This window comes from Kitasatospora sp. NPDC018619 (assembly GCF_044391605.1).
Taxonomy (GTDB): domain Bacteria; phylum Actinomycetota; class Actinomycetes; order Streptomycetales; family Streptomycetaceae; genus Kitasatospora.
Map to the genome: position 1 here is coordinate 135,516 of NZ_JBISAI010000012.1, position 26,109 is coordinate 161,624.

At 75.6% G+C, this 26,109-nt stretch carries 27 protein-coding genes; 12 read left to right on the forward strand and 15 right to left on the reverse strand.

Annotated elements, in window-relative coordinates; all coding sequences use genetic code 11:
• The first annotated feature begins 122 nt into the window (after positions 1 to 122).
• The gene (locus tag ACH5AR_RS20485; RefSeq protein ID WP_396302858.1) at positions 123 to 779 is read left to right on the forward strand and encodes a maleylpyruvate isomerase N-terminal domain-containing protein; all 657 of its coding nucleotides are present in this window, start codon (positions 123 to 125) and stop codon (positions 777 to 779) included.
• Positions 780 to 1,088: 309 nt separating this feature from the next.
• Here ACH5AR_RS20485 and ACH5AR_RS20490 read toward each other — a convergent pair whose 3' ends face one another.
• Entirely contained in the window at positions 1,089 to 2,285 is a 1,197-nt protein-coding gene (locus ACH5AR_RS20490) for a sensor histidine kinase (protein ID WP_396302859.1), read from the reverse strand.
• Entirely contained in the window at positions 2,282 to 2,965 is a 684-nt protein-coding gene (locus ACH5AR_RS20495; RefSeq protein ID WP_396302860.1) for a response regulator transcription factor, read from the reverse strand. Before ACH5AR_RS20495 ends, ACH5AR_RS20490 begins: the two co-directional genes overlap by 4 nt.
• A gap of 150 nt (positions 2,966 to 3,115) precedes the next feature.
• Here ACH5AR_RS20495 and ACH5AR_RS20500 point away from each other — a divergent pair, with 150 nt between their 5' ends.
• Together ACH5AR_RS20500 and ACH5AR_RS20505 are read left to right on the forward strand one after the other, a co-directional pair.
• Positions 3,116 to 3,787, forward strand: a complete 672-nt coding sequence (locus tag ACH5AR_RS20500) for a M15 family metallopeptidase (protein ID WP_396302861.1) — start codon at positions 3,116 to 3,118, stop codon at positions 3,785 to 3,787.
• A gap of 11 nt (positions 3,788 to 3,798) precedes the next feature.
• A complete protein-coding gene (locus tag ACH5AR_RS20505; RefSeq protein ID WP_396302862.1) occupies positions 3,799 to 4,848 on the forward strand; it encodes an endonuclease/exonuclease/phosphatase family protein in 1,050 nt (349 codons plus the stop codon).
• A 1,125-nt stretch (positions 4,849 to 5,973) separates the two neighbouring features.
• On the opposite strand, the gene ACH5AR_RS20510 is transcribed toward ACH5AR_RS20505, so the two are convergent.
• From ACH5AR_RS20510 to ACH5AR_RS20530, 5 genes are all read right to left on the reverse strand, one after another.
• Positions 5,974 to 6,621, reverse strand: a complete 648-nt coding sequence (locus tag ACH5AR_RS20510) for a hypothetical protein (protein ID WP_396302863.1) — start codon at positions 6,619 to 6,621, stop codon at positions 5,974 to 5,976.
• Between the two features lie 161 nt (positions 6,622 to 6,782).
• A complete protein-coding gene (locus ACH5AR_RS20515) occupies positions 6,783 to 7,751 on the reverse strand; it encodes a hypothetical protein (RefSeq protein WP_396302864.1) in 969 nt (322 codons plus the stop codon).
• Positions 7,748 to 8,584 carry a hypothetical protein gene (locus ACH5AR_RS20520; RefSeq protein ID WP_396302865.1) on the reverse strand — a complete coding sequence of 279 codons (837 nt, stop codon included), beginning with the start codon at positions 8,582 to 8,584 and terminating at the stop codon, positions 7,748 to 7,750. Before ACH5AR_RS20520 ends, ACH5AR_RS20515 begins: the two co-directional genes overlap by 4 nt.
• The gene (locus tag ACH5AR_RS20525) at positions 8,581 to 9,309 is read right to left on the reverse strand and encodes a hypothetical protein (protein WP_396302866.1); all 729 of its coding nucleotides are present in this window, start codon (positions 9,307 to 9,309) and stop codon (positions 8,581 to 8,583) included. The genes ACH5AR_RS20520 and ACH5AR_RS20525 overlap by 4 nt, the downstream gene beginning before the upstream one ends.
• 146 nt (positions 9,310 to 9,455) lie before the next feature.
• A complete protein-coding gene (locus tag ACH5AR_RS20530) occupies positions 9,456 to 10,328 on the reverse strand; it encodes a hypothetical protein (RefSeq protein ID WP_396302867.1) in 873 nt (290 codons plus the stop codon).
• Positions 10,329 to 10,797: 469 nt separating this feature from the next.
• On the opposite strand from ACH5AR_RS20530, the gene ACH5AR_RS20535 reads away from it, so the two are divergent.
• Positions 10,798 to 11,661, forward strand: coding sequence for a helix-turn-helix domain-containing protein (locus ACH5AR_RS20535; protein WP_396302868.1), 864 nt, complete (start codon positions 10,798 to 10,800; stop codon positions 11,659 to 11,661).
• Here the strand turns inward: ACH5AR_RS20535 and ACH5AR_RS20540 are convergent.
• From ACH5AR_RS20540 to ACH5AR_RS20555, 4 genes are all read right to left on the reverse strand, one after another.
• Positions 11,637 to 12,293 (reverse strand): class I SAM-dependent methyltransferase, encoded by a 657-nt coding sequence (locus ACH5AR_RS20540; protein WP_396302869.1) that lies wholly within the window; start codon positions 12,291 to 12,293, stop codon positions 11,637 to 11,639. The genes ACH5AR_RS20535 and ACH5AR_RS20540 overlap by 25 nt on opposite strands.
• 135 nt (positions 12,294 to 12,428) lie before the next feature.
• Positions 12,429 to 12,638 carry a DUF397 domain-containing protein gene (locus tag ACH5AR_RS20545; RefSeq protein ID WP_396302870.1) on the reverse strand — a complete coding sequence of 70 codons (210 nt, stop codon included), beginning with the start codon at positions 12,636 to 12,638 and terminating at the stop codon, positions 12,429 to 12,431.
• 115 nt (positions 12,639 to 12,753) lie between these two features.
• Entirely contained in the window at positions 12,754 to 12,957 is a 204-nt protein-coding gene (locus ACH5AR_RS20550) for a DUF397 domain-containing protein (protein ID WP_396302871.1), read from the reverse strand.
• A 10-nt stretch (positions 12,958 to 12,967) separates the two neighbouring features.
• Positions 12,968 to 13,807 (reverse strand): helix-turn-helix domain-containing protein, encoded by an 840-nt coding sequence (locus ACH5AR_RS20555; protein WP_396302872.1) that lies wholly within the window; start codon positions 13,805 to 13,807, stop codon positions 12,968 to 12,970.
• 249 nt (positions 13,808 to 14,056) lie between these two features.
• On the opposite strand from ACH5AR_RS20555, the gene ACH5AR_RS20560 reads away from it, so the two are divergent.
• On the forward strand, positions 14,057 to 14,452 hold the full coding sequence (locus ACH5AR_RS20560; protein ID WP_396302873.1) for an ATP-binding protein: 396 nt from the start codon (positions 14,057 to 14,059) through the stop codon (positions 14,450 to 14,452).
• Positions 14,449 to 14,616: a hypothetical protein gene (locus ACH5AR_RS20565; RefSeq protein WP_396302874.1), complete on the forward strand. Its 168-nt coding sequence runs from the start codon at positions 14,449 to 14,451 to the stop codon at positions 14,614 to 14,616. Before ACH5AR_RS20560 ends, ACH5AR_RS20565 begins: the two co-directional genes overlap by 4 nt.
• Before the next feature lie 16 nt (positions 14,617 to 14,632).
• On the opposite strand, the gene ACH5AR_RS20570 is transcribed toward ACH5AR_RS20565, so the two are convergent.
• Positions 14,633 to 15,607 (reverse strand): hypothetical protein, encoded by a 975-nt coding sequence (locus ACH5AR_RS20570; RefSeq protein WP_396302875.1) that lies wholly within the window; start codon positions 15,605 to 15,607, stop codon positions 14,633 to 14,635.
• 186 nt (positions 15,608 to 15,793) lie between these two features.
• Between ACH5AR_RS20570 and ACH5AR_RS20575 the strand changes: the two genes are divergently transcribed.
• A complete protein-coding gene (locus ACH5AR_RS20575) occupies positions 15,794 to 16,936 on the forward strand; it encodes an alpha/beta hydrolase (protein ID WP_396302876.1) in 1,143 nt (380 codons plus the stop codon).
• Positions 16,937 to 17,007: 71 nt separating this feature from the next.
• Positions 17,008 to 18,111, forward strand: coding sequence for an RICIN domain-containing protein (locus tag ACH5AR_RS20580; protein WP_396302877.1), 1,104 nt, complete (start codon positions 17,008 to 17,010; stop codon positions 18,109 to 18,111).
• A 75-nt stretch (positions 18,112 to 18,186) separates the two neighbouring features.
• Here ACH5AR_RS20580 and ACH5AR_RS20585 read toward each other — a convergent pair whose 3' ends face one another.
• The gene (locus ACH5AR_RS20585; RefSeq protein WP_396302878.1) at positions 18,187 to 18,708 is read right to left on the reverse strand and encodes a peptidylprolyl isomerase; all 522 of its coding nucleotides are present in this window, start codon (positions 18,706 to 18,708) and stop codon (positions 18,187 to 18,189) included.
• A gap of 107 nt (positions 18,709 to 18,815) precedes the next feature.
• On the opposite strand from ACH5AR_RS20585, the gene ACH5AR_RS20590 reads away from it, so the two are divergent.
• Entirely contained in the window at positions 18,816 to 19,163 is a 348-nt protein-coding gene (locus ACH5AR_RS20590; RefSeq protein ID WP_396302879.1) for a hypothetical protein, read from the forward strand.
• 34 nt (positions 19,164 to 19,197) lie between these two features.
• Here the strand turns inward: ACH5AR_RS20590 and ACH5AR_RS20595 are convergent, their stop codons facing one another.
• Complete coding sequence (locus tag ACH5AR_RS20595) at positions 19,198 to 20,604, reverse strand: ALF repeat-containing protein (RefSeq protein WP_396302880.1); 1,407 nt, start codon at positions 20,602 to 20,604, stop codon at positions 19,198 to 19,200.
• 175 nt (positions 20,605 to 20,779) lie between these two features.
• Here ACH5AR_RS20595 and ACH5AR_RS20600 point away from each other — a divergent pair, with 175 nt between their 5' ends.
• The 3 genes from ACH5AR_RS20600 to ACH5AR_RS20610 all read left to right on the forward strand — a co-directional run bounded on the left by ACH5AR_RS20600 (position 20,780) and on the right by ACH5AR_RS20610 (position 24,186).
• The gene (locus ACH5AR_RS20600) at positions 20,780 to 21,730 is read left to right on the forward strand and encodes an NAD-dependent epimerase/dehydratase family protein (protein WP_396302881.1); all 951 of its coding nucleotides are present in this window, start codon (positions 20,780 to 20,782) and stop codon (positions 21,728 to 21,730) included.
• 94 nt (positions 21,731 to 21,824) lie between these two features.
• Entirely contained in the window at positions 21,825 to 22,298 is a 474-nt protein-coding gene (locus tag ACH5AR_RS20605) for a hypothetical protein (protein WP_396302882.1), read from the forward strand.
• 97 nt (positions 22,299 to 22,395) lie between these two features.
• On the forward strand, positions 22,396 to 24,186 hold the full coding sequence (locus ACH5AR_RS20610) for a beta-galactosidase family protein (protein WP_396302883.1): 1,791 nt from the start codon (positions 22,396 to 22,398) through the stop codon (positions 24,184 to 24,186).
• A gap of 78 nt (positions 24,187 to 24,264) precedes the next feature.
• On the opposite strand, the gene ACH5AR_RS20615 is transcribed toward ACH5AR_RS20610, so the two are convergent.
• Positions 24,265 to 25,086, reverse strand: a complete 822-nt coding sequence (locus ACH5AR_RS20615; protein ID WP_396302884.1) for a DUF4253 domain-containing protein — start codon at positions 25,084 to 25,086, stop codon at positions 24,265 to 24,267.
• Positions 25,087 to 26,109: the final 1,023 nt, after the last annotated feature.

Genomic DNA, 26,109 nt, shown 5'->3' on the forward strand with positions numbered 1-26,109 from the left:
CAGGCAATCGAGGCCACGAAGCAGGAAGTCGGCAGGGTCGACTTCCTGTGCGGGGCCCGGGCCGCCGGGGCTGCCGGCCCGGGTTGGCTTCGGGTGGGGGCGGGGCGGGTAGCGTGCGGGGGGTGGGGCTCTTCGGGCGGTCGTGGGCGGCGTTGCGGGCGGCGGTGGACGGGCTCGCGGAGGAGGACTTCGCGCAGCCGTCCGGGTGTGCGGGCTGGCTGGTGCGGGACCTGGTGTGCCATCTGGTGGTCGATGCCCAGGACGTGCTGATCACGCTGGTGACCCCGTCCCCGGCCGAGCCGACCCGCGACGCAGCGTCGTACTGGGAGGTCCGCCCCGAACCGCCGGACGGGCAGGACCCGCTGGCCGCGCTGACCGTACGGCTCGCCGCCGCGTACGGGGACCCGGCGCTGCTGCGCTTCCACCTGGCGGACATCGGCTCCGCGGCCGGCCGGGCCGCCGCGCTCGCGGACCCGCGCCTGCGGGTGGCCACCCAGGGCCAGGTGCTGACCGCCGCCGACTACCTGGACGCCTACGTCCTGGAGTGGACGCTGCACCACCTGGACCTGGTCGCGCACCTGCCGCACGTGCCCGGCCCACCCGCCGAGGGCCTGGCCGCGTCGCGGCGGCTGCTGGAGCGCGTCGCGCGCGGAGCCTTCCCCGCCTCCCTCCCCGACACGGACGCCCTGCTGCTGGGCACCGGGCGGCGCCCCGCGACGGCGGCCGACCGGGCGCGGCTCGGGGTGCTGGGAGGCCGGCTGCCGCTGTACCTCGGCTGAGCCCGGGCAGCGCACCCGGGCCCCGGTACCCGCTTGCCCGGGCAGCACGCAGGGGGCCCGTCCTTCCACGCGCTGCTGGGCCCCAGCTGACGTCGGGGACACGCCCCGGCCCCCGCCAGACCCAGCAGATCGAGGACCGCACACAGGCCACCGAACGGCTCGGGGCGCTGGAAGGCCGACTGCCGCTGTACCTCGGCTGAGCCCGGGCAGCGCACCCGGGCCCCGGCGCCCGCTTGCCCGGGCAGCACGCAGGGGGCCCGTCCGTCCACGCGCTGCTGGGCCCCAGCTGACGTCGGGGACGGCAGCCCCCTACCCCGACGCGCCCCGGCCCCCCGGCAGGTCGAGGGTGACACGCAGGCCGCCGGAGGGCTCGGGGCTGAGGCGCAGGGCGCCGTGGTGGGCCTCGGTGACGGCGGCGACGATGGCCAGGCCCAGGCCGTGGCCGCGGCGGGCGGGGGCGGTCCCGGCGGTGCGTCCGCGCCCGCGCAGGAAGGGTTCGGTGAAGGTGGCCACGGCGTCCGCCGTCAGGTGCGGGCCGGTGTTGGCGACGGTCAGGCGCACCCGGCCGGGCCGCCCGGGGGCGGCGCCGGTGGCGACGGTGACCCGTCCGCCGGCGGGCAGGTTGTGCCGCAGCGCGTTGTGCAGCAGGTTGACGGCCGCCTGGCGCAGCAGGACGGGGTTGCCGGTGGTGGGGGCGGCGCGCAGGTCGGCGGTGAGGGTGATGCCGAGGGCCTCGGCCTCGGGGTGGACGGCGGCCAGTGCCTCGCCGGTGGCGGTGGCGAGGTCGGTGGGGGCGAGGTCGGGCGGGGTGTGGCCGAGGTCGGCGAGCTGGAGCAGGGCCTCGCTGATCTCGATGCCGCGCTGGTTGGTGTCCTGGAGGCGGCTGACGAGCCGGTCCCAGTCCTGGCCGGCCGGGTCGGCGGCGGCGACCTGGAGCATGGTGCGGGTGATCGCGAGCGGGGTGCGCAGTTCGTGGGAGGCGTTGGCGGCGAAGCGCTGCTGGGCCTCGAAGGAGCGCTGGAGGCGGGCCAGCATCTCGTCGAAGGCGTCGGAGAGGTCGGTGAACTCGTCGCGCGGCCCGGTGAGGGCGATGCGGTGTTCCAGCGCCCCGCTCGCGGCGCGGTGCGCGGCGCGGGTGATGTCCTGCAGCGGGCGCAGCACCCGCCCGGCGATCAGCCAGCCGCCGACCATGCCGACGGCGGTCAGCAGGGCCAGGGCGTAGCCGCTGGCCCTGAGCAGCGACTGGAGGATCTCCTGGCGGGAGGGGGCGTCGGAGCGGTAGCGCGGGTTGGAGGAGGTGAGGGGGTAGTTGGGGACGTAGCGCATGCCGACGTAGACCACGGCGAGGCTGAGCAGGCCGGCGGTGACGGCGAAGAGGGTGTAGCTGAGGGTCAGGCGCATCCGGGCGGTCAGCCGGCGCGGGCGCTCCGCGCGCGGACGACGCTCCGCGCGCGGACGACGCTCCGCGCGCGGACGGCGCCCGGCACCCGGGCGGCGCTCGTTCACCGGGCGCCGCCCTCCTCGCCCGGGGCGGTGAGGCGGTAGCCCACGCCCGGCACGGTGTGGATCGCCCACGGGTCGCCGAGGCGTTTGCGCAGGCCGGAGATGGTGATGCGGACGGCGTTGGTGAAGGGGTCGGCGTTCTCGTCCCAGGCGCGTTCGAGCAGCTCCTCGGCGCTGATCACGCCGCCGCGCGCCGTCATCAGGACCTCCAGGACGGCGAACTGCTTGCGGGACAGGCCCACGTAGCGGCCGTCGCGGTAGACCTCGCGGCGGAAGGGGTCCAGGCGCAGTCCGGCGTACTCCAGGACGGGCGGGGCGGCCTGGGCCGGGCGGCGGGCCAGCGAGCGCAGCCGCACGACGAGTTCGGCGAGGTCGAAGGGCTTGGTGAGGTAGTCGTCGGCGCCGAGCTCGAAGCCGGCGACCTTCTCGTTGAGGCGGGCGGCGGCGGTGAGCATCAGCACCCGGCAGCCCAGGGCGCCGGCGACGATGCTGCGGCAGACGTCGTCGCCGTGGGTGCCGGGGATGTCGCGGTCGAGGACGACGACGTCGTAGCTGTTCACGGCCAGGCGCTCCAGCGCCGCGTCGCCGTCGGTGACGATGTCGCAGGCCATCGCCTCCAGCCGCAGGCCGGCCTGGACCGCCTCCGCGAGATAGACCTCGTCCTCCACCACCAGGACCCGCACGCGCCGTTCTCCCTGTCCGTCCTCACCGTTCCGCTCCCCCATTGGACCCGACGGGGGCTATCGAAAACGTATCGGCCTGCGCAGACGTCCTCGCAACACCGCTCCTCCTTCCATGGTCCGGCAACGGACGAGCGACACCGGGAGGCACGGATGGACCCGACGGACACGGGACGGCACACGGCAGCGGCTCCGGGACGGCACGCGGCGCAGCCCTCGCCGCGCGCCGGACGGCGGCGGCTGGCCGCGGGCGCCGCCGCGACGGCGGTGCTGGCCCTGGCCGGGGTGTGCGCCGCCGCCGACCCGCCGGGCACCGGGGCGGTGCTGCGCTCCCTGGCGGCCACCGTCACCGCGGCCACCGGCCCGGCCCGGCCCGTCGCGGCACAGGCCGAGGCGGAGGGGGAGATCCCCGACGGCAAGGCCCTGGGCCCCTCCGACACCGGCGCCCCGGCCGTCGGCAACCTGGACGCGCCGCTGCGCGAGGCCCTGCAGCGGGCCGCCGCCGACGCCCGCGCCCAGGGCATCGAGATGACCGTCACCTCCGGCTGGCGCGCCAAGGCCTACCAGCAGCGCCTGCTGGACCGGGCGGTGGCCAGGTACGGGAGCGTGGAGCAGGCCCGGAGGTTCGTGAACACGCCGGAGAAGTCCGCGCACGTCAGCGGCAAGGCGGTGGACGTCGGCCCGACCAGCGCCGGCTACTGGCTGATCCAGCACGGCGCCCGGTACGGGCTGTGCCAGGCGTACGCCAACGAGAGCTGGCACTTCGAGCTGCTGACCCGTCCGGGCGGGACCTGCCCGGCGCCGCTGCCGGACGCCGCAGGGTGAGGGGGCGCTCCGTGACCGCCACGGTCCTTCCCGGCACACCGCGGGAGCCGAAGGGGGCGCCGGCCGAAGCGCCCGAGCACGCCGCCCGCCGCCCGGCGCGGCGCGCCGTGCCCCGGTGGCGGCGCGCCGTGCCCCGGTGGCGGCGCGGGCGGGTGCCCGCCGCGCTCGGGCTGCTCGCCGCGCTCGCCCTGGGCGGCCACCGGCTGGTGCCGCAGCTGGGGCTGGGCCTGGGCAGCCTGTGGGAGAGCGCCCTGCCCTGGAGCGCCCTGGCGGCGGTGGCCGTGCTGCTGTGCGCGGCGCTGCGCCGGGCGCCGGCGGCGGCCTGCGCGGGCGGGGTGCTGGCGGTGGTGTGGGCGGTGGTGTTCGGGCCGCTGACGGCGGGCGGCGGGGCTCCGGCCGGCGCTACGGGCGGTACGGGCGGGGCGGGGCTGACCGTGGTCACCCACAACGTGAGCGCCGCCAACCCGGACCCGGCCGGCACCGCCCGCGCACTGCTGGCCGCGCACCCGGACCTGGTCGCGCTGGAGGAGGTCACCGACGCCGCCCTGCCCGCCTACCGGCAGGTACTGGACGCGGCGCTGCCCCACCACGCCCGCACCGGCACCGTCGCGCTGTGGAGCCGCCACCCGGTGACGGAGTCCCGGCGGCTGGTCATCGACCCCGGCTGGAACCGCTCCCTGCGGGCCGAAGTCCGCACCCCTGGAGGGCCGTTGGCCGTCTACGTCGCCCACCTCTCCTCGGTGCGGGTGACCGCCGCCGGCTTCGCCACCGCCCACCGCGACCGCGACATCGCCACCCTCGGCCAGGCCCTGGACTCCGAGCCGCTGCCCCGGGTCCTGCTGCTGGGCGACCTCAACACCGCCGCCGACGACCGCGCCCTCGCCCCGCTCACCAGGCGGCTCACCCCGGCCCGCAGCGGCTTCGGCTTCAGCTGGCCGGCCGCCTTCCCGCTGGCCCGGATCGACCACGTCCTCACCCGCGGACTGCCCGCCACCGCCACCTGGACCCTGCCCGCCACCCCCAGCGACCACCGCCCGGTGGCGGCACGGCTCCAGGACTGACGGCCCGTCCGGCACCGGCGGCAGGAAGCCGACAGGCCCGCCCCACGACCCTCCCAGGCAGCCACCGCCCACCCGACACGACCACCAGGACCAGCGCAGCTAACCACGGCCCCCACCCCCCCAGCGACCACCCCCCGGCGGCAACAAAACTCCAGAACCGACGGCCCGGGCGACACGGCCGAACGGCCTCACCCGCCACCAGGCCCGGGGACCGGAGGCGGGGAGCCGACAGCCCGTACGGCAGGTCGCTCCGGGACCGTGGCGGCACGGCCACCATGGCCGGGCGGCCTCACCCGCCACAAGACCGCGGGACCGGCAGCAGGAAGCCGACAGCCCGCACGGCAAGGCCCTCCGGGACGGTCGCGGCACGGCCGCCAGGACCGGGCGGCCTCACCCGCCACCAGGCCCCCGCACCGGCGGGAGGAAGCCGACAGCCCGTACGGCACGACCCTCCCGGGCGGCCACCGCCCGCCCGCCGACGGCCGCCAGAAGCAGCGGAGCCAACCACGGCCCCCACCATTCCCCGAGCAACGGCAGGGGTCCGGCCGCCGCCACGAGAAGGACGTTCCCGGCCCGGTCGGGCGGCCAGGCGCAGCCGGCCGGGGTCGGGGGTGCCGTCCGCGGCCAGTGCTCCGGGGAGCTGTGCTGTGGCGGCGGGTTCGGCGGGCCTGCCGTCGGCGGCGGGCGGGCGCCGTAGGGTGGGCGAGCCTGGGCCCTGGGGCCGGGTCGGGCGCGCCCCTGCCCGCGTTCCCGCGCACGGCTGCGCCCACCCCCGCCGGAGGCGAGGAGGCAGGCAGCCGTAGCCGCCTCGAAGTGCTCGGCGGGAACGGCATACCCGTCCAGGACAGCGCGGGCTGGGTCGGGCGCGCCCCTGCCCGCGTTCCCGGGCGAGGAGGCGGGCAGCCGTAGCCCGCCTCGAAGTGCTCGACGGGAACGACGTACCCTTCCGGGACGGCGTCCGGGCCCGTGTCGAGCACGTCCGCGTGCCGGCGGATTTCCCGATCCGTCGTCTTGTCGCCCGCATCGGCGGCGTTCAGCCGGGCACGGGCCGCACCCGTCACCGCTCCGACGGGAACCGGCAAGGCGCCACCAACCAGGCACCTCCCCAAGAAAATTGACGATGAGTCAGCCGACCGGAACGGCGTCCTTCGGCAGGGTGTGCCAGTTGGTGACGACGGGCTTGTCGACGCGGGTGGTGCCGACGCGGACGCTCTCCGGGTTCGGGTCGGGGTTGCGGATGCCGATGATGACGTCGGTGTACTCGACCGCCTGGTCTCCCTTGGTGGTCTTGGCCATGACGCCCGCGTACGCGGTCTTGGCGCCGCTCAGGGTGATCTCCTCCCCGGCGCCGTGCTCGAAGGCGGCGGCCTCGATGCCGCCCGAGCCGAAGGCGATGACGGGGTGGCCGGCCGGGAGGGTGCAGGTGATGCCCGGCTTGGCCTTGGCGCTGAGCAGGATGTAGCCGCCGCCCTGGGATTCGTCCTTCGCGGTGAAGACCAGGTCGTTGGCGCCGCAGACCTGGCCGTAGCCGGTCTTGTCCCCGGTGGGAGCGGAAGGGGCGGCGGAGGCGGCGGACTTGGGCGGGGCGCCCTTCGTCGGTGCGGCGGTCGGCGCGGTCGTCGTCGGGGCGGCCGTGCCCGGTGCGGCGGCGGTGGCCGCGGGGCCGCTGGGGGCGGGGGCCGCCGCGCCGCCGTTGTCCGGCCCGCAGGCCGTGGCGGCGGCGGCGATCGCGGCGACGGCGGCGGTGGTGAGGGCGAGGCGGCGCGTGCGCATGAAGGTCTCCTGCTGTTCGTCCGGCGGTGCGTTTCTCCGATGCCCGAGAACCGTACGTGCGGGCCGTTCACGGGCCGGTGCGGGAACTATCCCGATCCTGTCCCAGAAGCAGGGCCGGGCCGGCTCCCCCGGGGAGGGAGCCGGCCCGGCACGAGGGGGCGTCAGTCCAGCAGCTGACTCTGGAGGGTGACGACCTGCCGGAACGGCGCGACGGGCACGCCGGCGGGGTTGGTCATGGTGACGACGGCGACGACGTCGGCGGCCGCGAAGTAGGCGACGCGGGCGGTGGGGGCGCCCTTGGTGCCGGCCGTGGTGGACTCCACCATGGTCAGGCTGTTGCCGTCGAAGTCGTCCCAACCGTCGCGGGAGGTGTTCCTGGTGTCGGGCGCGGCCTTGGGGCGGCTCTTGGCGCGCAGGTCGGCGAAGGCGCCCCAGGAGTCCCGGACGGAGCCGAAGCTCAGCAGCCGGATCTGCGTGCGGGTGCCGTCGGAGGCGGTCCACTCCCGGACGGTGGCCGCGCGGCAGGCGTACTCCAGCAGGGTGGCGCGCGCCTTGACCGCGTCCTGCTGCTCGTCGGCGATGGCGTCGCAGGGCACCCACTGGCCGAACGCGGAGGCGGCGGGCGCACCGGCACCCGCGGAAGCCGAAGCGGAAGCCGAGGCGGTGGGGGCCGAGGGCGTCGGCGAGGCGTCGGCGCCCGGCGTCCCCGAGGGCGTGGGGACGGGGGCCGGGAAGGTCGGCCGGGTCAGCGAGCCGCCCGCCTCCCGGGGCGCGGGCAGCAGCAGGTGGCGCAGGTCCGCGTGGTGCGGGGAGTTGCCCCTGCCGTCCGGGGCGGCGCTGCCCGCGGGCAGCGGCGGCAGGGTCAGCGGCGCAAAGGTGTAGCGGCCGTCGCTCGCGGTGGCCAGCCCGGGCAGGTCGGTGCGGTCGGGCGCGGTGACGGCCAGGGCGCTGCCGGTGCCGGCGAGGGCGAACACGAGGGCGGCGCCGCTCCAGCGCACCGCGGCCCTGCGGCGCCGGGTGCGGTCGGCCTCCCGCTGCGCAACGGCCGCGGGGCCCTCGGGAACCGCGGGGGCAGCGGGGTCCGCGGGGCCGGCGACGGGTGCGGGCGGCGGGGTGGCGTGGTCGGTCATACGGACGCTCCCGGGCGGGCGAGGCGGTCGAGCTGGAGGGTGAGGAGGGCGACGATCCTGTCCTTGGGCAGCGGCGCCACGCCCTCGGCGCTCATGACCACCAGGAGGTCGCCCTCGGCGGCCGAGCACTCCAGGTAGTCGATCGGCGCCGACGGCGGGGCCGGCATCAGGTAGCAGTGCGCCTCGGGGTGGCCGGGGACGGCCGGACCGACCCGGAACAGGCCGGTGTCGCCGGTGAAGACCGCGGTGTACTCGTTGATCCGCTGCACCTCCTGCTGGTTGAACTGGTGCAGCTTGAGGCCGATCACCAGGTCGTCCCCGTCGGCGAGGTAGGTGCGCACGCCGACGGCCTTGACGTGCATGCCCTCCCAGTAGGAGCGGATCGTGTCGCGCTTCTCCTTGGGGAGCTGCTGGAGGTCGGCGTTCATCTCGGCGGACAGCTGGGTGCCGCTCAGCTCGCTGTCGTTGCCGTCGGGGCCGTCGTCGGGGCCGGGGCGGTAGCCGGCCGGGACGGGCAGCAGCAGGTCGCGCAGCGAGCCGAAGTGGCTGCCGTTGGACCTGGCGCCGTACGGCGTGGCGCTCGCGGTGGGCGCGGGGCCGGCGGACGGGGCGGCGGCGGTGGCCGGCGCCGGGTCGTCGTACCGGGTCTTGATGATGCCGACGCCGACGGCCACGCCGACCAGCGCGGCGGCGGCGGTCGCGGCGGTGGCGCGCAGCAGGCGCCGGGAGGCGGGGGCCGGGGCGGCGGGCGCGGCGGCCGGGGCAGGGCCGACGGCGTCCGGGGCGGCAGGCGCCTCCGGGGCGGCGGTGGTGGTCACGGTGTCGTCGTTCATACCAGCCGCTCCCACTGCCGCTTGGCGAGGTCCTTGATGGTGTCGGCGTCGACCGGCTTGGTGGCGAAGATCTCGACCTTCATCTCCACCGTGCCGCGCTTGGCCTCGGCCGCGCCGTAGTAGTACTGGTCGGTGCTCTCGGCCCAGTGGGTGGGCGAGCCCTCCACCTTGTAGCCGCCGTTGGCGCCCTCGGCGAACGGCAGCGGCCAGTACCCGACCTTCGTCCGGTCGGCGCCGTCCACGGTGTACTGGACCAGTTTGATGCGGTAGAAGGCGCCGTCCTTCTTCCAGTTCACCTCGGCCGCGCGCCGGAAGCCCCCCGAGGCCAGCTCCTTGAACGTGGCGGCCGACTTGCCGCTCTCCTCGGCGATCTCGCCGATCGAGACCCAGCTCGGCTTGTCCACGTGGTCACCCCACGGGGTGCTGCCCTCGGGAGCGCCGAGCAGCAGCTTCGTCAGGTCGCCGTCGATGCCGAGCGGCGCGGGCTGCTCGGCGGCCAGGGCGGCCGGGTCGACCCGCTCGGCCGGGTAGGACGGGCGGAGGGCGTGGAGCGGGGGCAGCGGCGTGGGCGGGCGCTGGGCCTGCACGGCGTAGCCGACGCCGCCGCCGGCCAGGGTGCCCAGCACCAGGGCGCAGGCGGTCAGCAGCACGGGACGGGGGCGGCGCGGGGCGCGCGGGGCGGCGGCCTCGGGCGCGGCGGCCTCGAGCCCAGCGGGCGCTGGCACAGCGGGCGCGGGCGCTGGCGGTACGGCAGGCGCGGCGGGCGCGGCAGGCACGGCGGGTGCCGGCTCCGCGGGTTCGGTGGTCACGGGAGTGGCTCCAGAGGAGGAGGAAGAGGGAGGGGTGGCGTCGTACGGGCGGCGGGCCGGGCTCAGCCGCCGGTGGTGAGCCACTCGCGCTGGCGCTTCATCAGGTCGTTCAGCAGCGCCTTGTCGGGCGTGCCCTTGACGTCGACGTCGACCGTGTACTGGACGTCGCCCTGGCTGGAGATGCCGCTCATCGAGCCGGTGAAGGCCTGCTGCTTGGGCTTCCTGAGGTAGCCGTGGCCGCCGGGGTCGCCGTCGAGGTCGAACGGTTCCTGCGACTTGATCTCGTAGCCCTTGACGAAGTCGCGGGCCATCGCGGTGGAGCCGAACTTCAGCAGCGTGACGGTGACTTCGGCCTTGCCGTCGGCGGTCCGGTACATCCGGGTCGCGCCGCCCTTGTAGCCGTAGGACTTGAGGATGTCCATGATGCCGTCCTGCTTGCCGAAGATTGCGGCGACGTCGTCGTCGGTCATCGTCATCCCGTCCGCAGGCCCGTAGGACTCGCCGCCGGCCGGGATGGGGAGCAGGAAGTAGCGCAGGTCCCCCTCGTGCTTGCCGCCGCTGACGGTGCCCTTGACGGTGCTGGCGGGGGCGGGCTCGGCCGGGGCGGCGGTGGGGATCGGGACGGGCGCGGCCGAGGGCGTCGCGCTCGCGGCGGCCGTGGCGGTGGCGCTCGCGCCCGCCGTCACCGGCGCGGCGGCCGCGGCGGCGGAGCGGGCCTCGGGCTTGCCGACGGCGACGGTCACCGCGGCGCTGGCGGCGGTGACGGCGAGCAGGCCGGCGGTGGCCAGCGCGACACCGACGGCGCGCGGCAGCCGGCGCGGGGCCTGCGGCGCTCCGGGCACGGCGTCGGGCGCGGCGGCGGCGCCCCCGTTCCCGGGGTCGGGCTCGTTCCCGGGCTCGTTCCCGGGCTCGTTCTCGCGCTCGTTCTCGGGCAAGGAAATCCCCCCAGTGAAGAATTGCGGAATCCCACGCGCGGGCCCCTCGCGGGAACCGCTCCCCCAAGCGGGTTCCCCGGGCTTCCGTCACGCGTGTCGGCAGGAATTATGAGAGGCCGCCGCCATCACTGCCAAAACAATCAACCGCCATACTCTCCCCCAATGTTCGACGAACCGGACACACCGTGATCGAACTGCAATGGGCCCTGCGCTGCGGTGATGGCGCCGTGTCGACACATCGATTCGAATACGGACCGCCCGGCCGCGCGGGCCCGCCGCCGCCTCGTGGCGGGTGCGCCCGGCGGGCTCGGTGAGGGCGCCCGAGGGGTGGTTGCGGACGGTGCCGGGCGCCCGGTGGTGCTGCCCGGCCGGCGCCGTGGACGTCGCCCGGGCTCGGGAGCACCTCTCCGCACGGCCTCCCACCGCCGCGGGGCCCGTCGGAGCGTACGGCTGCGCCTACCGTGGGGGCGTGGACGGACAGGAGTTCAGCGAGGATCGCCCGGGCGCGCCCGCAGCCCCGTTGCGGACCGCCCGGCGCGGTGCGGGAGGCGGGCCGGTGGGGCCGGCGGCGCCCGTACGGTTCGCCGTCGGCCCCGGGTACGCGCTGTACCGGGGGCCGCTGGCCGACAGCGCCTTCCACCGGCACGCCACCTTCCAGGTCGCCCTCGCGTGCGGGCCCGCGCGGCGGCTGGCGGTCGACGACGCGGACGGGCGGCGCCACCGCGGGCCCGCGATCGTGGTGGCGCCGATGGTGCGCCACCGGATGGCGCCGACACGGGAGGTGCTGGTCTTCTACGTGGACCCGCACTGCGCCTTCGCCGACCGGCTGCGCGCGGACTGCGCGCAGCCGGTCGCGGTGGCCCCGCAGTGGTGCGGCCTGACCGAGCGGGAGGTGCGGCCCGGCGGCGGGCGGCCCGCCGCCGGGCTGGATCCCCGGCTGCGCGCGGCGATGGCGGCGCTGGCCGACGAGCAGGTGCCGCTGGAGGGGCTCGCCGCGCGCGTCGGGCTGTCCCCGCAGCGCCTGCGGGCCCTGGCGCAGCGGCAGTTGGGGGTGCCGCTGGCGCGCTGGCGCAGCTGGCAGCGGCTGGCCCGGGCGGCGGTGGCGCTCGGCGAGGGGTGCTCGCCGGCGCAGGCGGCGCTCGCGGGAGGGTTCGCCGACCAGGCCCATTTCTCGCGGTGGATGCGGGAGTCGACGGGGTTGACGCCCGCGCAGGTGCTGCCCGCGCTGCGCGGTGCAGCGGCCGGCCAGGCGGAGCGGGACGCGATTCAGGCCGGGCGGCGCGAGGCCCCGGCGGAGCGGGGCGCGGTTCAGGCGGGGCGGCGCGCGGTGTAGAAGGACATCGAGCCGGTTACCGTCGCGACGGTGTCCGTCTCGCGGACGTTCCCGAAGCCCGCCTCGGTGATCAGGCGGGGCAGGATGCCGTCGGCGTTGGGCTGGGTGTCCTGCTTGCCGTCGACGAACTGGACGATCCGGAAGGCCAGGCGCATGGCGGGGGTGCGCTGCGGGCCGTAGTCGGCGATCACCAGTTTGCCGCCGGGGCGCAGGGTGCGGTGCATGGCGGTGAGGATGGCCTGTTTCATCGGGACGGGGCACTGGTGCAGGACGAGGCTGGAGACGACGGTGTCGGCGCTCTCGGGGCCGACGACGTCGGCGACCGTGTCGCCCATGCCGGTGCGGAAGTCGGGGGTGGCTCCGGCGGCGGCGGCCTTGCGGCGGGCGAGGCGCAGTACGGCGGGGTCGGGGTCGACGCCGATGACGGTGGCCTGCGGTTCGGCGCGGTGGAGGAGGGTGGCGAAGGAGCCGGTGCCGCAGCCGACGTCGACGATGACGTCGCCGGGGCGGGGGGCGGTGTGCATGGCGAGCAGGCTGCGCCAGAGGCGTTCGCGGGTGAGGGAGACGATGGGGTCGTAGAGCCCGAGGGCGAGGCGGCCGGCGGCGGGGGTGAAGGTGTCGATCGGGGTCATCCGGCCAGTGTGGACGGGCCGTTGGGGCGGGGTCTTGAACGTTTCGCTCGCCCGGGGCGGGGGCGGGGGCGCGCTCGTGCGCGGGAAGTCGGCGGGCCCGACTTCCCGCGCACGGGCGCGCCGGCGGCAAGCGCGTCAGGAAGCGGCGGGGAAGTCGCCCGCCCGGATGCCGGCGACGAAGGACCGCCACGCCCCGGGGGTGAAGGCGAGGGAGGGGCCGTGGGGGTCCTTGCTGTCCCGGACGGGGACGATGCCGGGGGCACCGTCGGCGATCTCGATGCAGTCGCCGTCGCCGTTGCTGTAGGTGCTCTTGCGCCAGACGGCTCCGTGGGGGCGTTCTCTCATGCTCCGTACTCCTCTGCGAGGTTCCTCAACCAGGAGATGGCCTTCTCGGGTCGAACCGACGCGGCCATGAGTCGGTGGAAGACCGTCCCGCGCACGGGGCGCCGACGGCAGGCCGTCAGGAAGCCGCGGGGAAGTCGCCCGCCCGGATGCCGGCGACGAAGGACCGCCACGCCCCGGGGGTGAAGGCGAGGGAGGGGCCGTGGGGGTCCTTGCTGTCCCGGACGGGGACGATGCCGGGGGCACCGTCGGCGATCTCGATGCAGTTGCCGCCCTCGCTGCCGCTGTAACTGCTCTTCTGCCACGTCAGTTCAACCGTCATGTCCGTACCCCTAGATTGCCAGCTTCTGCATCCAAGCCCGGGAGTCCTCCGGGCTCATCGCGGCAGCTGTGAGCTGATCGAATACCAGCTCATGATGGGCGATGTCCTCGGCCTTCTCCAGGTAGAGGCTGCTCGTCAGGGCCTCGACGTAGACGATGTCGCCCGGCACGTCGGCGAAGGAGAGGATGTGGAACGCCGAGCTCATGGAGGGGTGGGGGCCGTGGGCGAACGGGAGGACCTGGATCGTGATGCAGGGCGTCTCGGAGAGCGCGAGCAGGTGTTGCACCTGGCTGCGCATGACGTCGGCGCCCCCGACCGGCCTGCGGAGCGCCGATTCGTTCAGGATGACCTTCACGTCGGGTGCGGCCGGCCGGTGGAAGACCTCCTGCCGTTGGATGCGGAGCTTGACCCGACGCTCGATCTCTCCCGGGTTCAGCCCGGTGGGTGAGACGCGGAACATGGCCCGGGCGTAGTCCGCCGTCTGCAACAGGCCGGGCACCAGCTCGACCTCGTAGCCGCGAATCCGTGCGGCGTCGGCCTCCAGGCCCACATAGGTCTGGAACCAGTCCGGCAGCGTGTCCGCGTAGTCGTGCCACCAGCCGCGCTGGGTGCTGCGGCGGGTCAACGAGATGAACTGCCGCAACTCGGCCTCGTCGCTGACGCCGTAGAGTTCGAGCATCGCTCGGATGTCGGATTCCTTCAGGGTGGTCTGGCCCGACTCGATCCGCGACACCTTGGTCGCGCTGAAGCCGAGCTCGTCCGCGACGGACTTGGCCTGACGCCCGGTCCGTTCGCGCAATCGTCGCAGCTCGGAGCCGAGCCTACGGCGCAGCACGGTCGGACTGTCCACGCTCGTCGCTCCCTCGTGGTTGACGTCGGGTCACAGTCTGCCACCTCCTCCGGTGGCCCCAGGTCTCTTGCGAGCCCGCGCAATTGCGCGTTGATGCGCTTGCGCGACGAAGCCATCGCGGAGCATGCTACAGAAAGTAGTGTTCCGGTTCGCCTGAGTGACCGCAACTGCCTCTGCCACCGGGCATCCCCATGCCGTCGCCCGGGCTCCGCATGGCTTCGACCCCCGCACCCGGAAGGTGACTTCGCCATGTCCTGCCACTCCTCCACCGCCTGGCTGCCGCGCAGCCGCCGCGCCCCCGCCCAGGGGCGCGCCCTCCTCTCCTCCCTCCTCGCCTCCGCCCCCGCGAGCGAGCCGTACCGCGACTCCGGCCTCCTCATCGTCTCGGAGCTCGTCACCAACGCCCTCCGGCACGGCACCCCGCCCGGCCACCGCATCCACCTCCTCCTCCACCTCACCCCCGCCCGCCTGCGCATCGAGGTGCACGACGCCCGCCACGACCGCGGGCCCGTGCTGCGCGCCCTCACCCTCGACGGGGAGGCGGGGCGCGGGCTGCACCTCGTCAAGGCCCTCTCCGCCAGCACCGGCTGCTCCCCGCGCCACCCGGTCGGCAAGGTCGTCTGGTGCGAGGTGACCGCCCTGTGAGGGCCGACCACGAGGTCCTGGTCGAGATCCCGGGCCACCGCCCTCCCGCCGTCCGCACCCTCGACGACGAGCCCGTCGCCGTCCCGACCCTCGCCGCCGAGCCCGTCGCCGTCCTGGAGGCCGGCTCCCACGAGATCCGCGTCAGCTGGGCGAACCCCGGCTGACGCCCCGTCCGCCGCCCTACAGCCACCCCCGCCGGGCCGCCTGCACGCCGGCCTGGAAGCGGGTGGTCGCCCCCAGGTGCGCCAGCAGGGTGGACACCCGGCGCACCACCGTGCGCCGCCCCAGCCCCAACCGGCGGGCGATCGCGTCGTCCGTGGCGCCCCCGGCCATCAGCGTCAGGATCCGCCGGTCCCGCTCGTCGATCCGCAGGTCGACGTCGGTCATGGACGCCGGCACCGCCAGCCGCCACAGCGTCTCGAACACCGCCGCCAGCGCGTTCAGCAGGCCCGAGGGCCGCACCAGCAGCGACACCACCCCGGGCCGGTCGTCGGCGGGCAGGGTGACGATGGCCAGGTCGTCGTCGCCGATGGCGAGCTTGAGCGGCGGCTCGTCCAGGGTCCGGGCCTGCTCCCCCGCCTCCACCATCCGGGCCATGTTGGGCCCGGCCACCGGGTCCTGGAACGCGCAGCCCTGGTAGATCGCCCGGTAGACCACGCCCGCGGCCATCCGGCGGCGCTGCAGCGCCTCCTGGTCGAGGTAGTGGGCGCGGCTGCCGGAGTACGGCGGCACGTCGATGACCCGCACCTGCCGGCGCGCGGCCAGCTGGAGGCGGTGGCTGGCGGCGAGCACCTCGGCGGGGTCGTCGACCACCTCCAGGGCGCCGTAGCTGCCGGTGTCGCGGCGGGCGAAGCGGTACAGGCGCTCCAGTTCGGCGCCGGCCCGGCGGGCGGTGGCCTGGCGCAGCGCGTCGTGCTGGAGCACCGCCTCGACGACCCGGGCGGGCGGCAGCGCCTCCCAGGCGTGGTCGCGGTCGTCGGCGCTGCCGGTGGTGTCGAAGGCGACGGCGACGCCCTCGTCGGCGAGGTCGCGCAGCACGGCGAGGACGGCGTCCTCGTCCAGGCCCGCCTCCCGGGCGAGTTCGGGCACCCGGGCGCGCGGGCGGCCGACCAGGCCGTGGTAGACGCGGCCGCGTTCGGACTCCGGTTCCAGCACGTCGTGCACGACACCCCCCAGTCGTCGCGCCCCGGGCGGGGCCGGGGGAGCCTACCCGCGGGCGGTGGCGCACATGCGCCGCCGGCCCAGGTGCGCCGCCGGGGGCCCTGGCGCGGGGCCGGGCACCCTGGCAACAGTTGTCGGCGATCAGTCATACGGTCGGACGACGGAAGGTCGAGGACGCCCATGGCCCCTGCCCGGCTCCGGCGCGCCCGCGCGGCTCTCGCCGCCCTGGCCGCCTGCCTGCTCCCGCTCGCGGCGCCCGCCTCGGCGACCGCCGCCCCCGGCGCCGTAGCGGCCGCACCCGGTGCCGCACAGGGCCCCGGCACCGTACGGGCCGCCGCCGACGCCCCGCCGCCGCTGGCCGACGGCTTCGGGCTGACCCTGGTCGGCGCCGCCACCGGCACCGCCACGAACTTCGTCGTCACCGTCACCACCGCGCAGGTCGCCGGGCCGCACACCATCCGCATCCTGCTGCCCGCCGACTACGCCGCCCACCCCGAGCGGCGCTACCCGGTGCTGTACTTCCTGCACGGCGCCTCGGACAACCCGAGCGACCCGGCGCTGGCCTACCCCGCGCTGACCGCCGCCCAGTCGATGATCACCGTCATCCCGGACGGCGGCCTGCGCGGCTGGTACACCGACTGGCTCGACCAGAACACCGCCGCCGGCGCGCAGAACTGGGAGACCTTCCACCTCACCCAGGTCCTCCCGTTCGTCGACGCCAACCTGCGCACCCGCACCGACCGCGCCCACCGGGCCGTCGGCGGGCTGTCCATGGGCGGCTTCGGCGCCCTGCACTACGCCCAGGACCGCCCCGACCTGTTCGGCCAGGTCCTCACCATGTCCGGCGCCAACGACCTGTCCACGGACGAGATGGTCATCCGCGGCGCCGTGGTCGCCACCCTGACCAACGCCGGGACCGTGCTCTGCGGCCCCAGCGACGGCCACCCCTGCGGCCTGGACTTCGGCCCCACCGTCTCCAGCGACGCGGTCTTCGGCAGCCCGTACCCGGTGTTCAACGCCGACTGGCGCTGGAACGCCGCCGACCCCGCCTCTCGGATGGGCCTGCTGGAGCACACCGGCATCGCCGTCTACACCGGCAACGGCAACAACAACCCCGCCGACATGGAGTTCTGGGCCGAGGGCACCGCCAAGCGCGTCAAGCAGCGCCTGGACGCGCTGGGCCTGCCGTACCGCTACGTCGGCTACGGCGACGGCACCGGCTGGGGCAGCGACTGCCACGGCGGCCACACCCCGGGCTGCTGGGCCCAGGACCTCGCGGACTACGTCCCGCGCCTGGAAGCGGCCTTCGCCGCCGCGCCCTGAGCCCCGCCCGCCCCGCTCCCGCCTGCCCCTCCCCCTCTCCTCTCCCCCTCACTCCGACGAAAGGAAGCCCCTTGCCCACCACGACCGCCGGCCGCACCTCGCCCTGGCCGCGCCTGCTCGCGGCCCTCCTGGTGGCGTGTTGCGCCGCCCTGGGCCTGACCGCGGCCCCCGCCCGCGCCGCCTCGCCCGCCCCGGCAGCACCGGTGGCGGCCTGCACCTCGCCGCAGCAGTGCCTGACCATCAAGTCGCTCAGCAACGGGCGCCAACTCGACGTCCAGAACGGCAACACCGGCGACGGCGCCTACATCGTCACCAACTCGGCGCCCGGCTACCACCAGTCCTGGCGGCTGAACGTCGACCCCTCGGACTACACCTTCACCATCGTCAACAACGACACCGGCAAGTGCATCGACCTGGCCTTCCTCACCCCGGCCCTGCGCCAGCAGACCTGCGCCGGGCAGGCCAGCCAGCGCTGGTACTTCCAGCCCGCGCCCGGCAACAACGGCACCGGCGACGCGTTCATGATCCGCCACGCCGGCGACAACACCTGCCTGGACCTGCTGCTCGGCGGCAACTACGACGACGCCTGGACCGACCAGTACACCTGCAACGGCACCGTCAACCAGCAGTGGTCCACCGGCTTCCCGCTCGCCGCCCGCAACCTGGCCGTCGACCACGGCGCCAAGCAGTGCCAGAAGGACCCCTCCAGCTGCTCCTGGGCCGTGAAGAGCGAGGCCCCCGCCGCGCCGCTGCCGCGGGTGTGCGCCTCCGCGGTCTGGTTCAACAACACCAGCAGCACCGTCCAGCAGTCCTTCGCGGTCACCGACACCAGCGGCTGGTCCAACAGCATCGGCGTCGAGCTGGGCAGCGAGATCGCCGGCGGCGCCGAGGGCGCGGTGAAGGCCGCGGTCAAGACCGGCATCAGCTTCCAGAACGTCTGGAGCGGCTCGCGCAGCGTCAACAACTCCGTGACCGTCTCCGTCCCGCAGCAGCAGTACGGCTGGGTGACGCTCGCCGAGCTCGCCCGCAAGGTCACCGGCACCTGGACCTTCGACGCCCACGGCATCCCGTGGACCGCCGACGACACCATCACCATCCCGGTCACCTCCGACCCCAGCGGCGGCGCCACCCTCTACATCGCCAACACCAGCGCGACGTTCAGCAGCTGCTCCTGACGGCACTCCTGACGCAGCGTCGACCCGACGGCCGCCGCCCGGGCTCCACCGGGCGGCGGCCCCGTCCGTGGCGGTTCAGGAGTGCTCGACCTCGACGGAGGTGATCACCACGGGCTCGACCGGGCGCTCGCCCTCGGTGGGCGCGGCGGCGATCGCGTCGACCACCGCCTTGGAGGCGGCGTCGGCGACCTGGCCGAAGATGGTGTGCTTGCGGTTGAGGTGGGCGGGGGTGCCCACCGTGATGAAGAACTGCGAGCCGTTGGTGCCCGGGCCGGAGTTGGCCATCGCGAGCAGGTACGGCCTGGTGAAGAACAGCTCCGGGTGGAACTCGTCCGCGAAGGAGTAGCCCGGGCCGCCGGTGCCGGTGCCGGTCGGGTCGCCGCCCTGGACCATGAAGCCCGCGACCACCCGGTGGAACACCGTGCCGTCGTAGTACGGGCCCCGGCCCGGCTCGCCGGTGCGCGGGTCGGTGTACTCCCGGGTGCCCTCGGCGAGTTCGGCGAAGTTGCGGACCGTCTTCGGCGCGTGGAACGGGAACAGCTCCAGGCGGATCGGGCCCGCCGTGGTGTGCAGGGTGGCGAACCGGGCAGTGGCCACGGGTGACTCCTCGGGTACGGCTGGCGGACGGGGCCGACGGGTCGGACCGGCGGGCGGGGCCGTCGGACGCCGACCGTCGGGTGGGGCTCCGGACGGCCGGTGGCGCGGTGACCAGGACGTTCGGCATCCGCATCCTGGCACAGCCCGCGCCCGCGCGGCCGAACCGGGTGGGCCGGTCCGCACGTCACTGGGAGCAGGACGTCGGGAGAGGGCAGGTGGTCGCGGTGGTCGGTGCGGTGCTGGTGGGGGTGCTGGTCCTGGTCCTCGCGGGGTGCGGCTGCGTGGTGTGGGCCGACCGGGGCGGCCCGCGCTGGGCCCGGGCGGCCGCCGCCCTCACCCTCGGCGCGGGGAGGGCGGTGCGCAGCTACGGGCGCAGCCGTCCGCGCCGGGTGGGCGGCGGCGGGGACGGGGGCGGTGACGGCGGCGGCACGGACGGCGGCCCGGACGGCGGCTGAGCCGTCGTCCGGGCGCGCCGGCGCTCGGGGCGTGTCAGCTCTCGACGGAGCGGCGGCGGGCGGCCACGACCAGCGCCGCGCCCGCGGCGAGGGCCGCGGCGGCGCCGCCGGCCTCCCAGCCGAGCCCGTCGGTGCCGGTGGCGGCGAGCGTGCCGGTGGCGGCGGCGGTGGTGCCGGTGGCGGCGCTGCCCGTACGGGTGCCGGTGGTGGTGCCGGTGGCGGCGGTGAGGCCGGCGGGCTGGACGGTCTGCGGCTGCTGCCCGGCGCCGGTGGTGCTGCCGGTGCCAGTGCCGGTGCCGGTACCCGTGCCGGTGCCGGTGCCCCCGTCGCCCGGCTTGGCCGCCGCGGCCTCGTCCTCGGCGCGGGCCGCGGCCCAGCCCTTGTCCAGGAAGGCCAGGATGTCCGCGTAGCTGCCCTCCAGGGCGGCCAGGGCGGCCTTGCGCACCGCCGGGCCGCCGGTCTCGACGATCTGCGAGACCTTCAGGCGGTTGTCGCTCTCGCGCCGCACGGGCAGCTCGGCGGCCAGGAAGGCCCGGAGCTCGGCGGCACCGCCCTTGAGGGCCTTCTCGGCGGCCTCGCGCACCGTGGGGCCGGTGGCCGGGTCGGCGAGGATGGCCTCGATCGCGGCGCGGTCGTCCTCCGCGCGGGCGGTGTACTGGCCGGTGGCCAGGAAGTCGAGGACGTCCTGGTAGGTGCCGTCCAGGGCCAGGGCGGCGGCCAGGCGCAGGGCCGGGCCTGCTCCCTCGGCGCCGTCCGAGATCCGGACGAGGCGCAGCAGGTTGTCGGGGCGCTGCTTCTCGGCGAGCTCGACCTCCAGGAAGTGGCGCAGCTCGGCGGGGCCGCCCTTGAGGGCCTTCTCGGCGGCCTCGCGCACCGTGCGGCCGGTGGCCGGGTCAGCGAGGATGGCCTCGATCGCGGCGCGGTCGTCCTCGGCGCGGGCGGTGTACTGGCCGGTCGTCAGGAACTCGGTGACGGCGTCGTCGCCGGCCTTGAGGGCGGCCTTGGCGGCCTTCTTCACGGCCGGGCCGCCGGTGGCGTGGATCTGGGAGGCCCTGACGCGGTTGTCGGTCGCCCGCTCGTCGGCGAGCTCGACCTCCAGGAAGTGGCGCAGCTCGGCGGCGCCGCCCTTGAGGGCCTTCTCGGCGGCCTCGCGCACACCGAAGCCGCTGTCCGGGTCGGCGAGGATGCGGCGGACCTCGGCGCGGTCGCGCTGCTCCTGCCCGTCACCCGCCTCGGGCGTCTTGCCCTCCTCGGGGGCCTTGCCCTCCTCGGGGGCCTTGCCCTCCTCGGGTGCGGTGTCCTGGACGGAGTCCGAGCCGGTGTCGGGGCCGGAGATGCCGGTCGGCTTCGGGGCGTCGGAGGCGGAGGCCGTGGTGGGGAAGAGGACGGCGGGGGCCAGAACGGCGGCCGCGACGACGGTGGAGACCCGGGGCAGCTTCATCGGGAGCAGACCTGCATTCGTGCGAAAGGATCAAGAATCGGCAACAGCATAGATCCACTTTTACGATTTCCATACCAACTATTTGCCGATGCTCCCAACCCGCCCCACCCGGCGGCCCCTTCCCCGCGCCCGCCCCGCCGCCCGCCGGCGCCGGGAGGCCACTAGGCTGTGGCGGGTGAGCTTCCACCTGGTCGTCGGACACGGGCCCGCCGGGGCCGCCACCGCCCGCCTGCTGGCCGAGCAGGGGCACGAGGTCCGGGTCGCCACCCGCACCGGACGCCCCGCCGGGGCTGCCGTCCCCGGCGTCGAGCACCTCGCCCTGGACGCGAGCGACCCGGCCCGCCTCGCGCAGGCCGCCCGCGGCGCGGACGCCATCCACGCCTGCGCCGCGCCGCCGCTGCCGCAGTGGACACGGCTGTGGCCCGCGCTGAGCGCCTCGCTGTGCGCGGCGGCCGAGGAGAGCGGCGCGGTGCTGGTCATGCTCGGCAACCTGTACGGCTACGGGCCGGTGGCGGGCCCGATGACCGAGGACCTGCCGCTGGCCGCGACCGGGCCCAAGGGCCGGGTACGGGCCGCGGCCTGGGAGCAGGCGCGGGCGCTGCACGAGGCCGGGCGGATCCGGGCCGTGGAGGTGCGGGCCTCGGACTTCTTCGGCCCCGGCGTCACCGACGGCGGCCACCTGGCCGCGCGGGTGATGCCGGGCCTGCTGAAGGGCCGCCCCGTCGCCGTCCTCGGCGACCCGGACGCCGCGCACAGCTGGACCTACCTGCCGGACGTGGCCCGGGCGATGGCCGAGCTCTCCGGCCGGGAACGGGCCTGGGGCCGGGCCTGGCACGTGCCCACCGCCCCCGCCCTGCCGGTGCGCGCGATGGTCGAGCGGCTGGCCGCCGAGGCCGGCACCGGGCCGGTCGCGGTGCGGCGCCTGCCGGGGGCCGCGCTGGCCGTGGGCGGGCTGTTCTCCCCGCTGCTGCGCGAACTGCGGGAGGTGCGCTACCAGTTCGACCGGCCGTTCGTGATGGACAGCTCCGCGTACGAGGCCGAGTTCGCGGTGCGGGCCACGCCGCTGGAGGAACAGCTGCGGGCGACGGTCGCCTGGTGGCGCGAGCGCGAGCACGCACGGCCGTAGCCGGGGCGGGGCCCGGGCACTGCGGCGCCCGGCCGTCCGGCTGCCCGGTGCCTCGTCACGGCCGTTGTCGCAGGTGGGCCCTAGGGTTCGGCGCATGGACATCCCCGACGCCATCCCGATCCGCCACGAGCCCGACTACCGCACGCCCACCATCGGGCGGTGCGAGGGCGGCCAGTTCTACGCGACCGTCGTCGCGGCCTTCCCCGAGGGCTGGAGCGGCGAGGACTGGCCGTCCGCCAAGCGCTGGCACGCCGTGCTGCACCGGTTCGACGAGGCCGGCGTCCACCTGGGCTCGCGCATCGAGTCCACCGGCACCACCGCGGACGGCGAGCGGCAGGCCGTCGCCGCGGCCAGGCTGCTGCTGGAGCGGTGGCTGGACGCCCTGCCCGGCCGGCACTACCAGGACATCGTCATCGCCCCCTTCGAGGTGCGCTTCGAGGGCGCCCTGTTCGGCCTGGTCGTCGAGGTGGACGACGAGGAGGAGGACGAGGAGGACCGCGTGCACCTGGAGCTGTACCCCGACGCCCTGGGCTTCTCCCCGCCGTGGGACGGCAGCTACGACACCTGAGACACCTGAGCGCAAGCCGCCGGCCCCGGCCCGTTCCTCGCTAGGCTCGACGCTGCCGGGGCCCGCCCGGCCTGCGACGGGAAGGCGAGGTGCGCGCATGCTCGGGTACGACGCGGACGGGTTCGTGCGGGACGGGGTGCCGCACCGGGTGGTGGCCGGGGCGGTGCACTACTTCCGGGTGCACCCGGGGCTGTGGGAGGACCGGCTGCGGCGGGTGCGCGCCCTGGGCGTGAACACGGTCGACACCTACGTGCCGTGGAACTTCCACGAACGGCCCGACGGCACCGTGGACTTCACCGGCTGGCGGGACGTCGGCCGCTTCGTGCGGCTGGCCGGCTCCCTGGGGCTGGACGTGATCCTGCGGCCGGGGCCGTACATCTGCGCGGAGTGGGAGTTCGGCGGGCTGCCCGCCCGGCTGCTCGCCGTGGACGGGCTGCGGCTGCGCTGCGCCGACCCGGCGTACCTGGCCGAGGTGGACGGCTGGTTCGACGCGCTGGCGCCCGAGCTGCTGCCGTTGCTGGCGAGCCGGGGCGGGCCGGTGGTCGCGGTGCAGGTGGAGAACGAGTACGGCAGCTACGGCGACGACGCCGCCTACCTCGCCCACCTGCGCGACGGCCTGGTGCGGCGCGGCGTGGACTGCCTGCTGTTCACCACCGACGGCGCCCACGACACCATGCAGCAGGGCGGCGCCATCCCCGGCCACCTCGCCACCGCGACCTTCGGCTCGCGCGCCGCCGAGCGCCTGGCGGTGCTCCGCCGCCACCAGGGCCAGGGGCCGCTGACCGCCATGGAGTTCTGGATCGGCTGGTTCGACCAGTGGGGGCTCGCGCACCACGTCCGCGACCCCAAGGAGACCGCCGCGGCGCTGGACGAACTGCTCGCCACCGGCGCCTCCGTCAGCCTCTACATGGCCCACGGCGGCACCAGCTTCGGCCTGTGGTCCGGCGCCAACCACTCCGGCGCCCACCCCCTGGACGCCGGCTACGAGCCGACCGTCACCAGCTACGACTACGACGCGCCGATCGGCGAGGCCGGCGAGCTGACCGAGAAGTTCCACGCCCTGCGCGAGGTCATCGGCCGCTACCTGCCCCTGCCCGACGGCGAACTGCCCGAGGCGCCGCGGCGGGTGGCACCGCAGCGCCTGGAGCGGGCGGACGGGCGGGCGCTGCTGGCCCGCTCCCTGGACGCGCTGTCGCAGCCGCAGCAGCACGCCGCGCCGCTGCCGATGGAGCGGGTCGGGCAGGACCGCGGCCTGATCCACTACCGCACCCGGGTGCCCGGCCCGCGCCCCGGACTTCCGCTGCGCATCGACGGGTTGGCCGACCGCGCACAGGTCTTCGCGGACGGCCGCCCGCTCGGCGTCCTGGAGCGCAACTCCCCCGGCGTGACGCTGCCGCTGGCCACCGGGCCCGACGGGGTCGAGCTGGACATCCTGGTCGAGGCGCTCGGCCGGGTGAACTACGGCCCGCAGATGGACGACCGCAAGGGCATCACCCGCGGCGTCTCCCACGGCCACCAACGGCTCTTCGGCTGGCAGATCCGACCGCTGCCGCTGACCGACCTGTCCGCGCTGCACTTCACCGACGACGCCGAGGCGGGCGACGGCGAACCGGCCTTCCACCGCTTCACCGCCGAACTCCCCTCCCCCGCCGACGCGTTCGTCGCCCTGCCCGACTGGGGCCGCGGACTGCTGTGGCTCAACGGCTTCCTCCTCGGCCGCCACTGCGCCGCCGGCCCCCAGCGCACCCTCTACGCCCCCGCCCCCCTGTGGCAGGCGGGCCCCAACGAACTGGTCGTCCTGGAGCTGGAACGCCACGGCACCGCCGTCGAACTGCGCGACACCCCGGACCTCGGCCCGTCCACCGCGGCCCCCAGCTCCGACTACTGACCCCCCGCAGTGGGAAGTCGGCCCCGCCGACTCCCCACGCCGGCCGGGCACGCTCCGCGCCCGGCCGGCCCGCGGCGGTCAGTCCCACCAGAAGGACCACTGGTGGGCGCCCACCAGCTGCTCGGCGTACCCGGTCAGGGTGCCGGCGCCCTGGAAGACCAGGTCGGGGCAGAAGGCGGTGTGCTCGGCGGCCAGCGGCAGCGCCTCGGCAAGCGTGGCGGGCGGCACGGGGACGCTCACCTCCAGGGTGTCGAAGCCGACTTCGACGACCTGGGCACCGAAGCGGCGCTCCCAGTCGGCGAGCACGGCGGCGATCCTGGCGACGTCGTTCTCGTGGTTCAGCGGGCCGCTCCAGCCGCACACCGCCAGCGCCTGGGCGCCGCTGTCCGCCCGGACCAGGCCGAGGCGGGCGTCCTTGACGGACTGCAGGAACTCGGCCAGCTCGCGGGCCTCGGCGCCGGCGGCGCCGTCGGGGACGGTGACGGCGGGAGCGGTCCCCGGCCAGGTGCGGCCGTACGGGGCGAGGGCCTCGTCGAGTACCTCGGCGTCCTCGTCCGGCTCTCCGTCCGCGTCCCCGTCCCCGTCGACCTGCTTCCACCAGGTGCGCAGCAGGGCGGCCGGGTCGTGGAGGTCGGGTGCGGAGGCCTCGCTCGGTGTCAGCTCGCCGGACAGCCAGGGCCGGTAGTCGTCGTCGGTGCGGTCCAGCGGGGTGAGCAGCAGCGGCCACAGGCCGGTCTGCGGGTGGGCGCGGTGCAGTTGCCGGTACAGCCCGACGGGGGCGGGGGCGTCGCTGATCCACAGGATCGGTGCGCGCCCCTCGTCCTCGGCGACCAGCCGGCCGGGCGGCAGGTCGGCGGGCAGGTCGGCGAGGGCGGCGGCGAGGTCCAGGTGCACGGTCATGCGGCCACCGTAGGGGCCGTCACCGACAACGCCCGGGCGCAGAGCGGCCACCCGCACACGCTCCGGCTCCAGCGCCACGGCCCGGGCTCGTCGGGCCTCCCCCGTTGCACGAGAAGCCGGGGCGAGAACACCCCCGCACGCCAGCAACACGGCGTCGAACCAGCCCGCCGACTTCCTACGCCGCACAACGGAAGGCAGGCGGCGCAAGAACACCACCGCACAACAGCCGCACAGCACCGAACCAACCCGAGGACGCGAGAAGTCGGACCCACCGACTTCCTACGCCACACAACGGAAGGCAGGCGGCGCAAGAACACCACCGCACAACAGCCCCACAGCCCCGAACCAACCCCACAGCGCAAAAAGTCGGACCCGCCGACTTCTCGCGCACCCCCGCCCCACTACAGGCGACCGGGCACCAACCCCCACCCACGCCAACAACCCACACCACCCCAGCGACAAACAGCAGCCCCCGGACCAGGCACCACATCAGACAACGCACGAAAAGTCGGACCCACCGACTTCCTACGCCGCACAACGGAAAGGCAGGCGGCGCAAGAACACCACCGCACAACAGCCCCACAGCCCCGAACCAACCTCACAGCGCGAAAAGTCGGACCCGCCGACTTCTCGCGCACCCCCGCCCCACTACAGGCGACCGGGCACCAGCCCCCACCCACGCCAACAACCCACACCACCCCAGCGACAAACAGCAGGCCCCGCACCGGGCACCACATCAGACAACACACGAAAAGTCGGACCCGCCGACTTCCTACGCCGCACAGCAGGAGACGGCCGGAGACACGCCACCACGCACAACAAGCACAACACCGAACCAACCCCCCACAACGCGAAAAGTCGGACCCGCCGACTTTTCGCGCGCCGCGCAGCGGGTGGGGAGGGGGTGAAGTGGGTACGGCGGGAGGCCGGGAGGCCGGGAGGCCGGGAGGCCGGGAGGCCGGGAGGCCGGGAGGCCGGGAGGCCGGGAGGCCGGGAGGCCGGGAGGCCGGGAGGCCGGGAGGC

What these genes read in the sequence shown, in the direction of transcription:
- ACH5AR_RS20605 (WP_396302882.1), top strand. Translation starts at nt 21,825, where the DNA reads ATGGACATCCCCGACGCCATCCCGATCCGCCACGAGCCCGACTACCGC.
- ACH5AR_RS20560 (WP_396302873.1), top strand. Translation starts at nt 14,057, where the DNA reads ATGTCCTGCCACTCCTCCACCGCCTGGCTGCCGCGCAGCCGCCGCGCC.
- ACH5AR_RS20500 (WP_396302861.1), top strand. Translation starts at nt 3,116, where the DNA reads ATGGACCCGACGGACACGGGACGGCACACGGCAGCGGCTCCGGGACGG.
- ACH5AR_RS20550 (WP_396302871.1), bottom strand. Translation starts at nt 12,957, where the DNA reads ATGACGGTTGAACTGACGTGGCAGAAGAGCAGTTACAGCGGCAGCGAG.
- ACH5AR_RS20575 (WP_396302876.1), top strand. Translation starts at nt 15,794, where the DNA reads ATGGCCCCTGCCCGGCTCCGGCGCGCCCGCGCGGCTCTCGCCGCCCTG.
- ACH5AR_RS20520 (WP_396302865.1), bottom strand. Translation starts at nt 8,584, where the DNA reads ATGAACGACGACACCGTGACCACCACCGCCGCCCCGGAGGCGCCTGCC.
- ACH5AR_RS20615 (WP_396302884.1), bottom strand. Translation starts at nt 25,086, where the DNA reads ATGACCGTGCACCTGGACCTCGCCGCCGCCCTCGCCGACCTGCCCGCC.
- ACH5AR_RS20595 (WP_396302880.1), bottom strand. Translation starts at nt 20,604, where the DNA reads ATGAAGCTGCCCCGGGTCTCCACCGTCGTCGCGGCCGCCGTTCTGGCC.
- ACH5AR_RS20515 (WP_396302864.1), bottom strand. Translation starts at nt 7,751, where the DNA reads ATGACCGACCACGCCACCCCGCCGCCCGCACCCGTCGCCGGCCCCGCG.
- ACH5AR_RS20545 (WP_396302870.1), bottom strand. Translation starts at nt 12,638, where the DNA reads ATGAGAGAACGCCCCCACGGAGCCGTCTGGCGCAAGAGCACCTACAGC.
- ACH5AR_RS20610 (WP_396302883.1), top strand. Translation starts at nt 22,396, where the DNA reads ATGCTCGGGTACGACGCGGACGGGTTCGTGCGGGACGGGGTGCCGCAC.
- ACH5AR_RS20510 (WP_396302863.1), bottom strand. Translation starts at nt 6,621, where the DNA reads ATGCGCACGCGCCGCCTCGCCCTCACCACCGCCGCCGTCGCCGCGATC.
- ACH5AR_RS20540 (WP_396302869.1), bottom strand. Translation starts at nt 12,293, where the DNA reads ATGACCCCGATCGACACCTTCACCCCCGCCGCCGGCCGCCTCGCCCTC.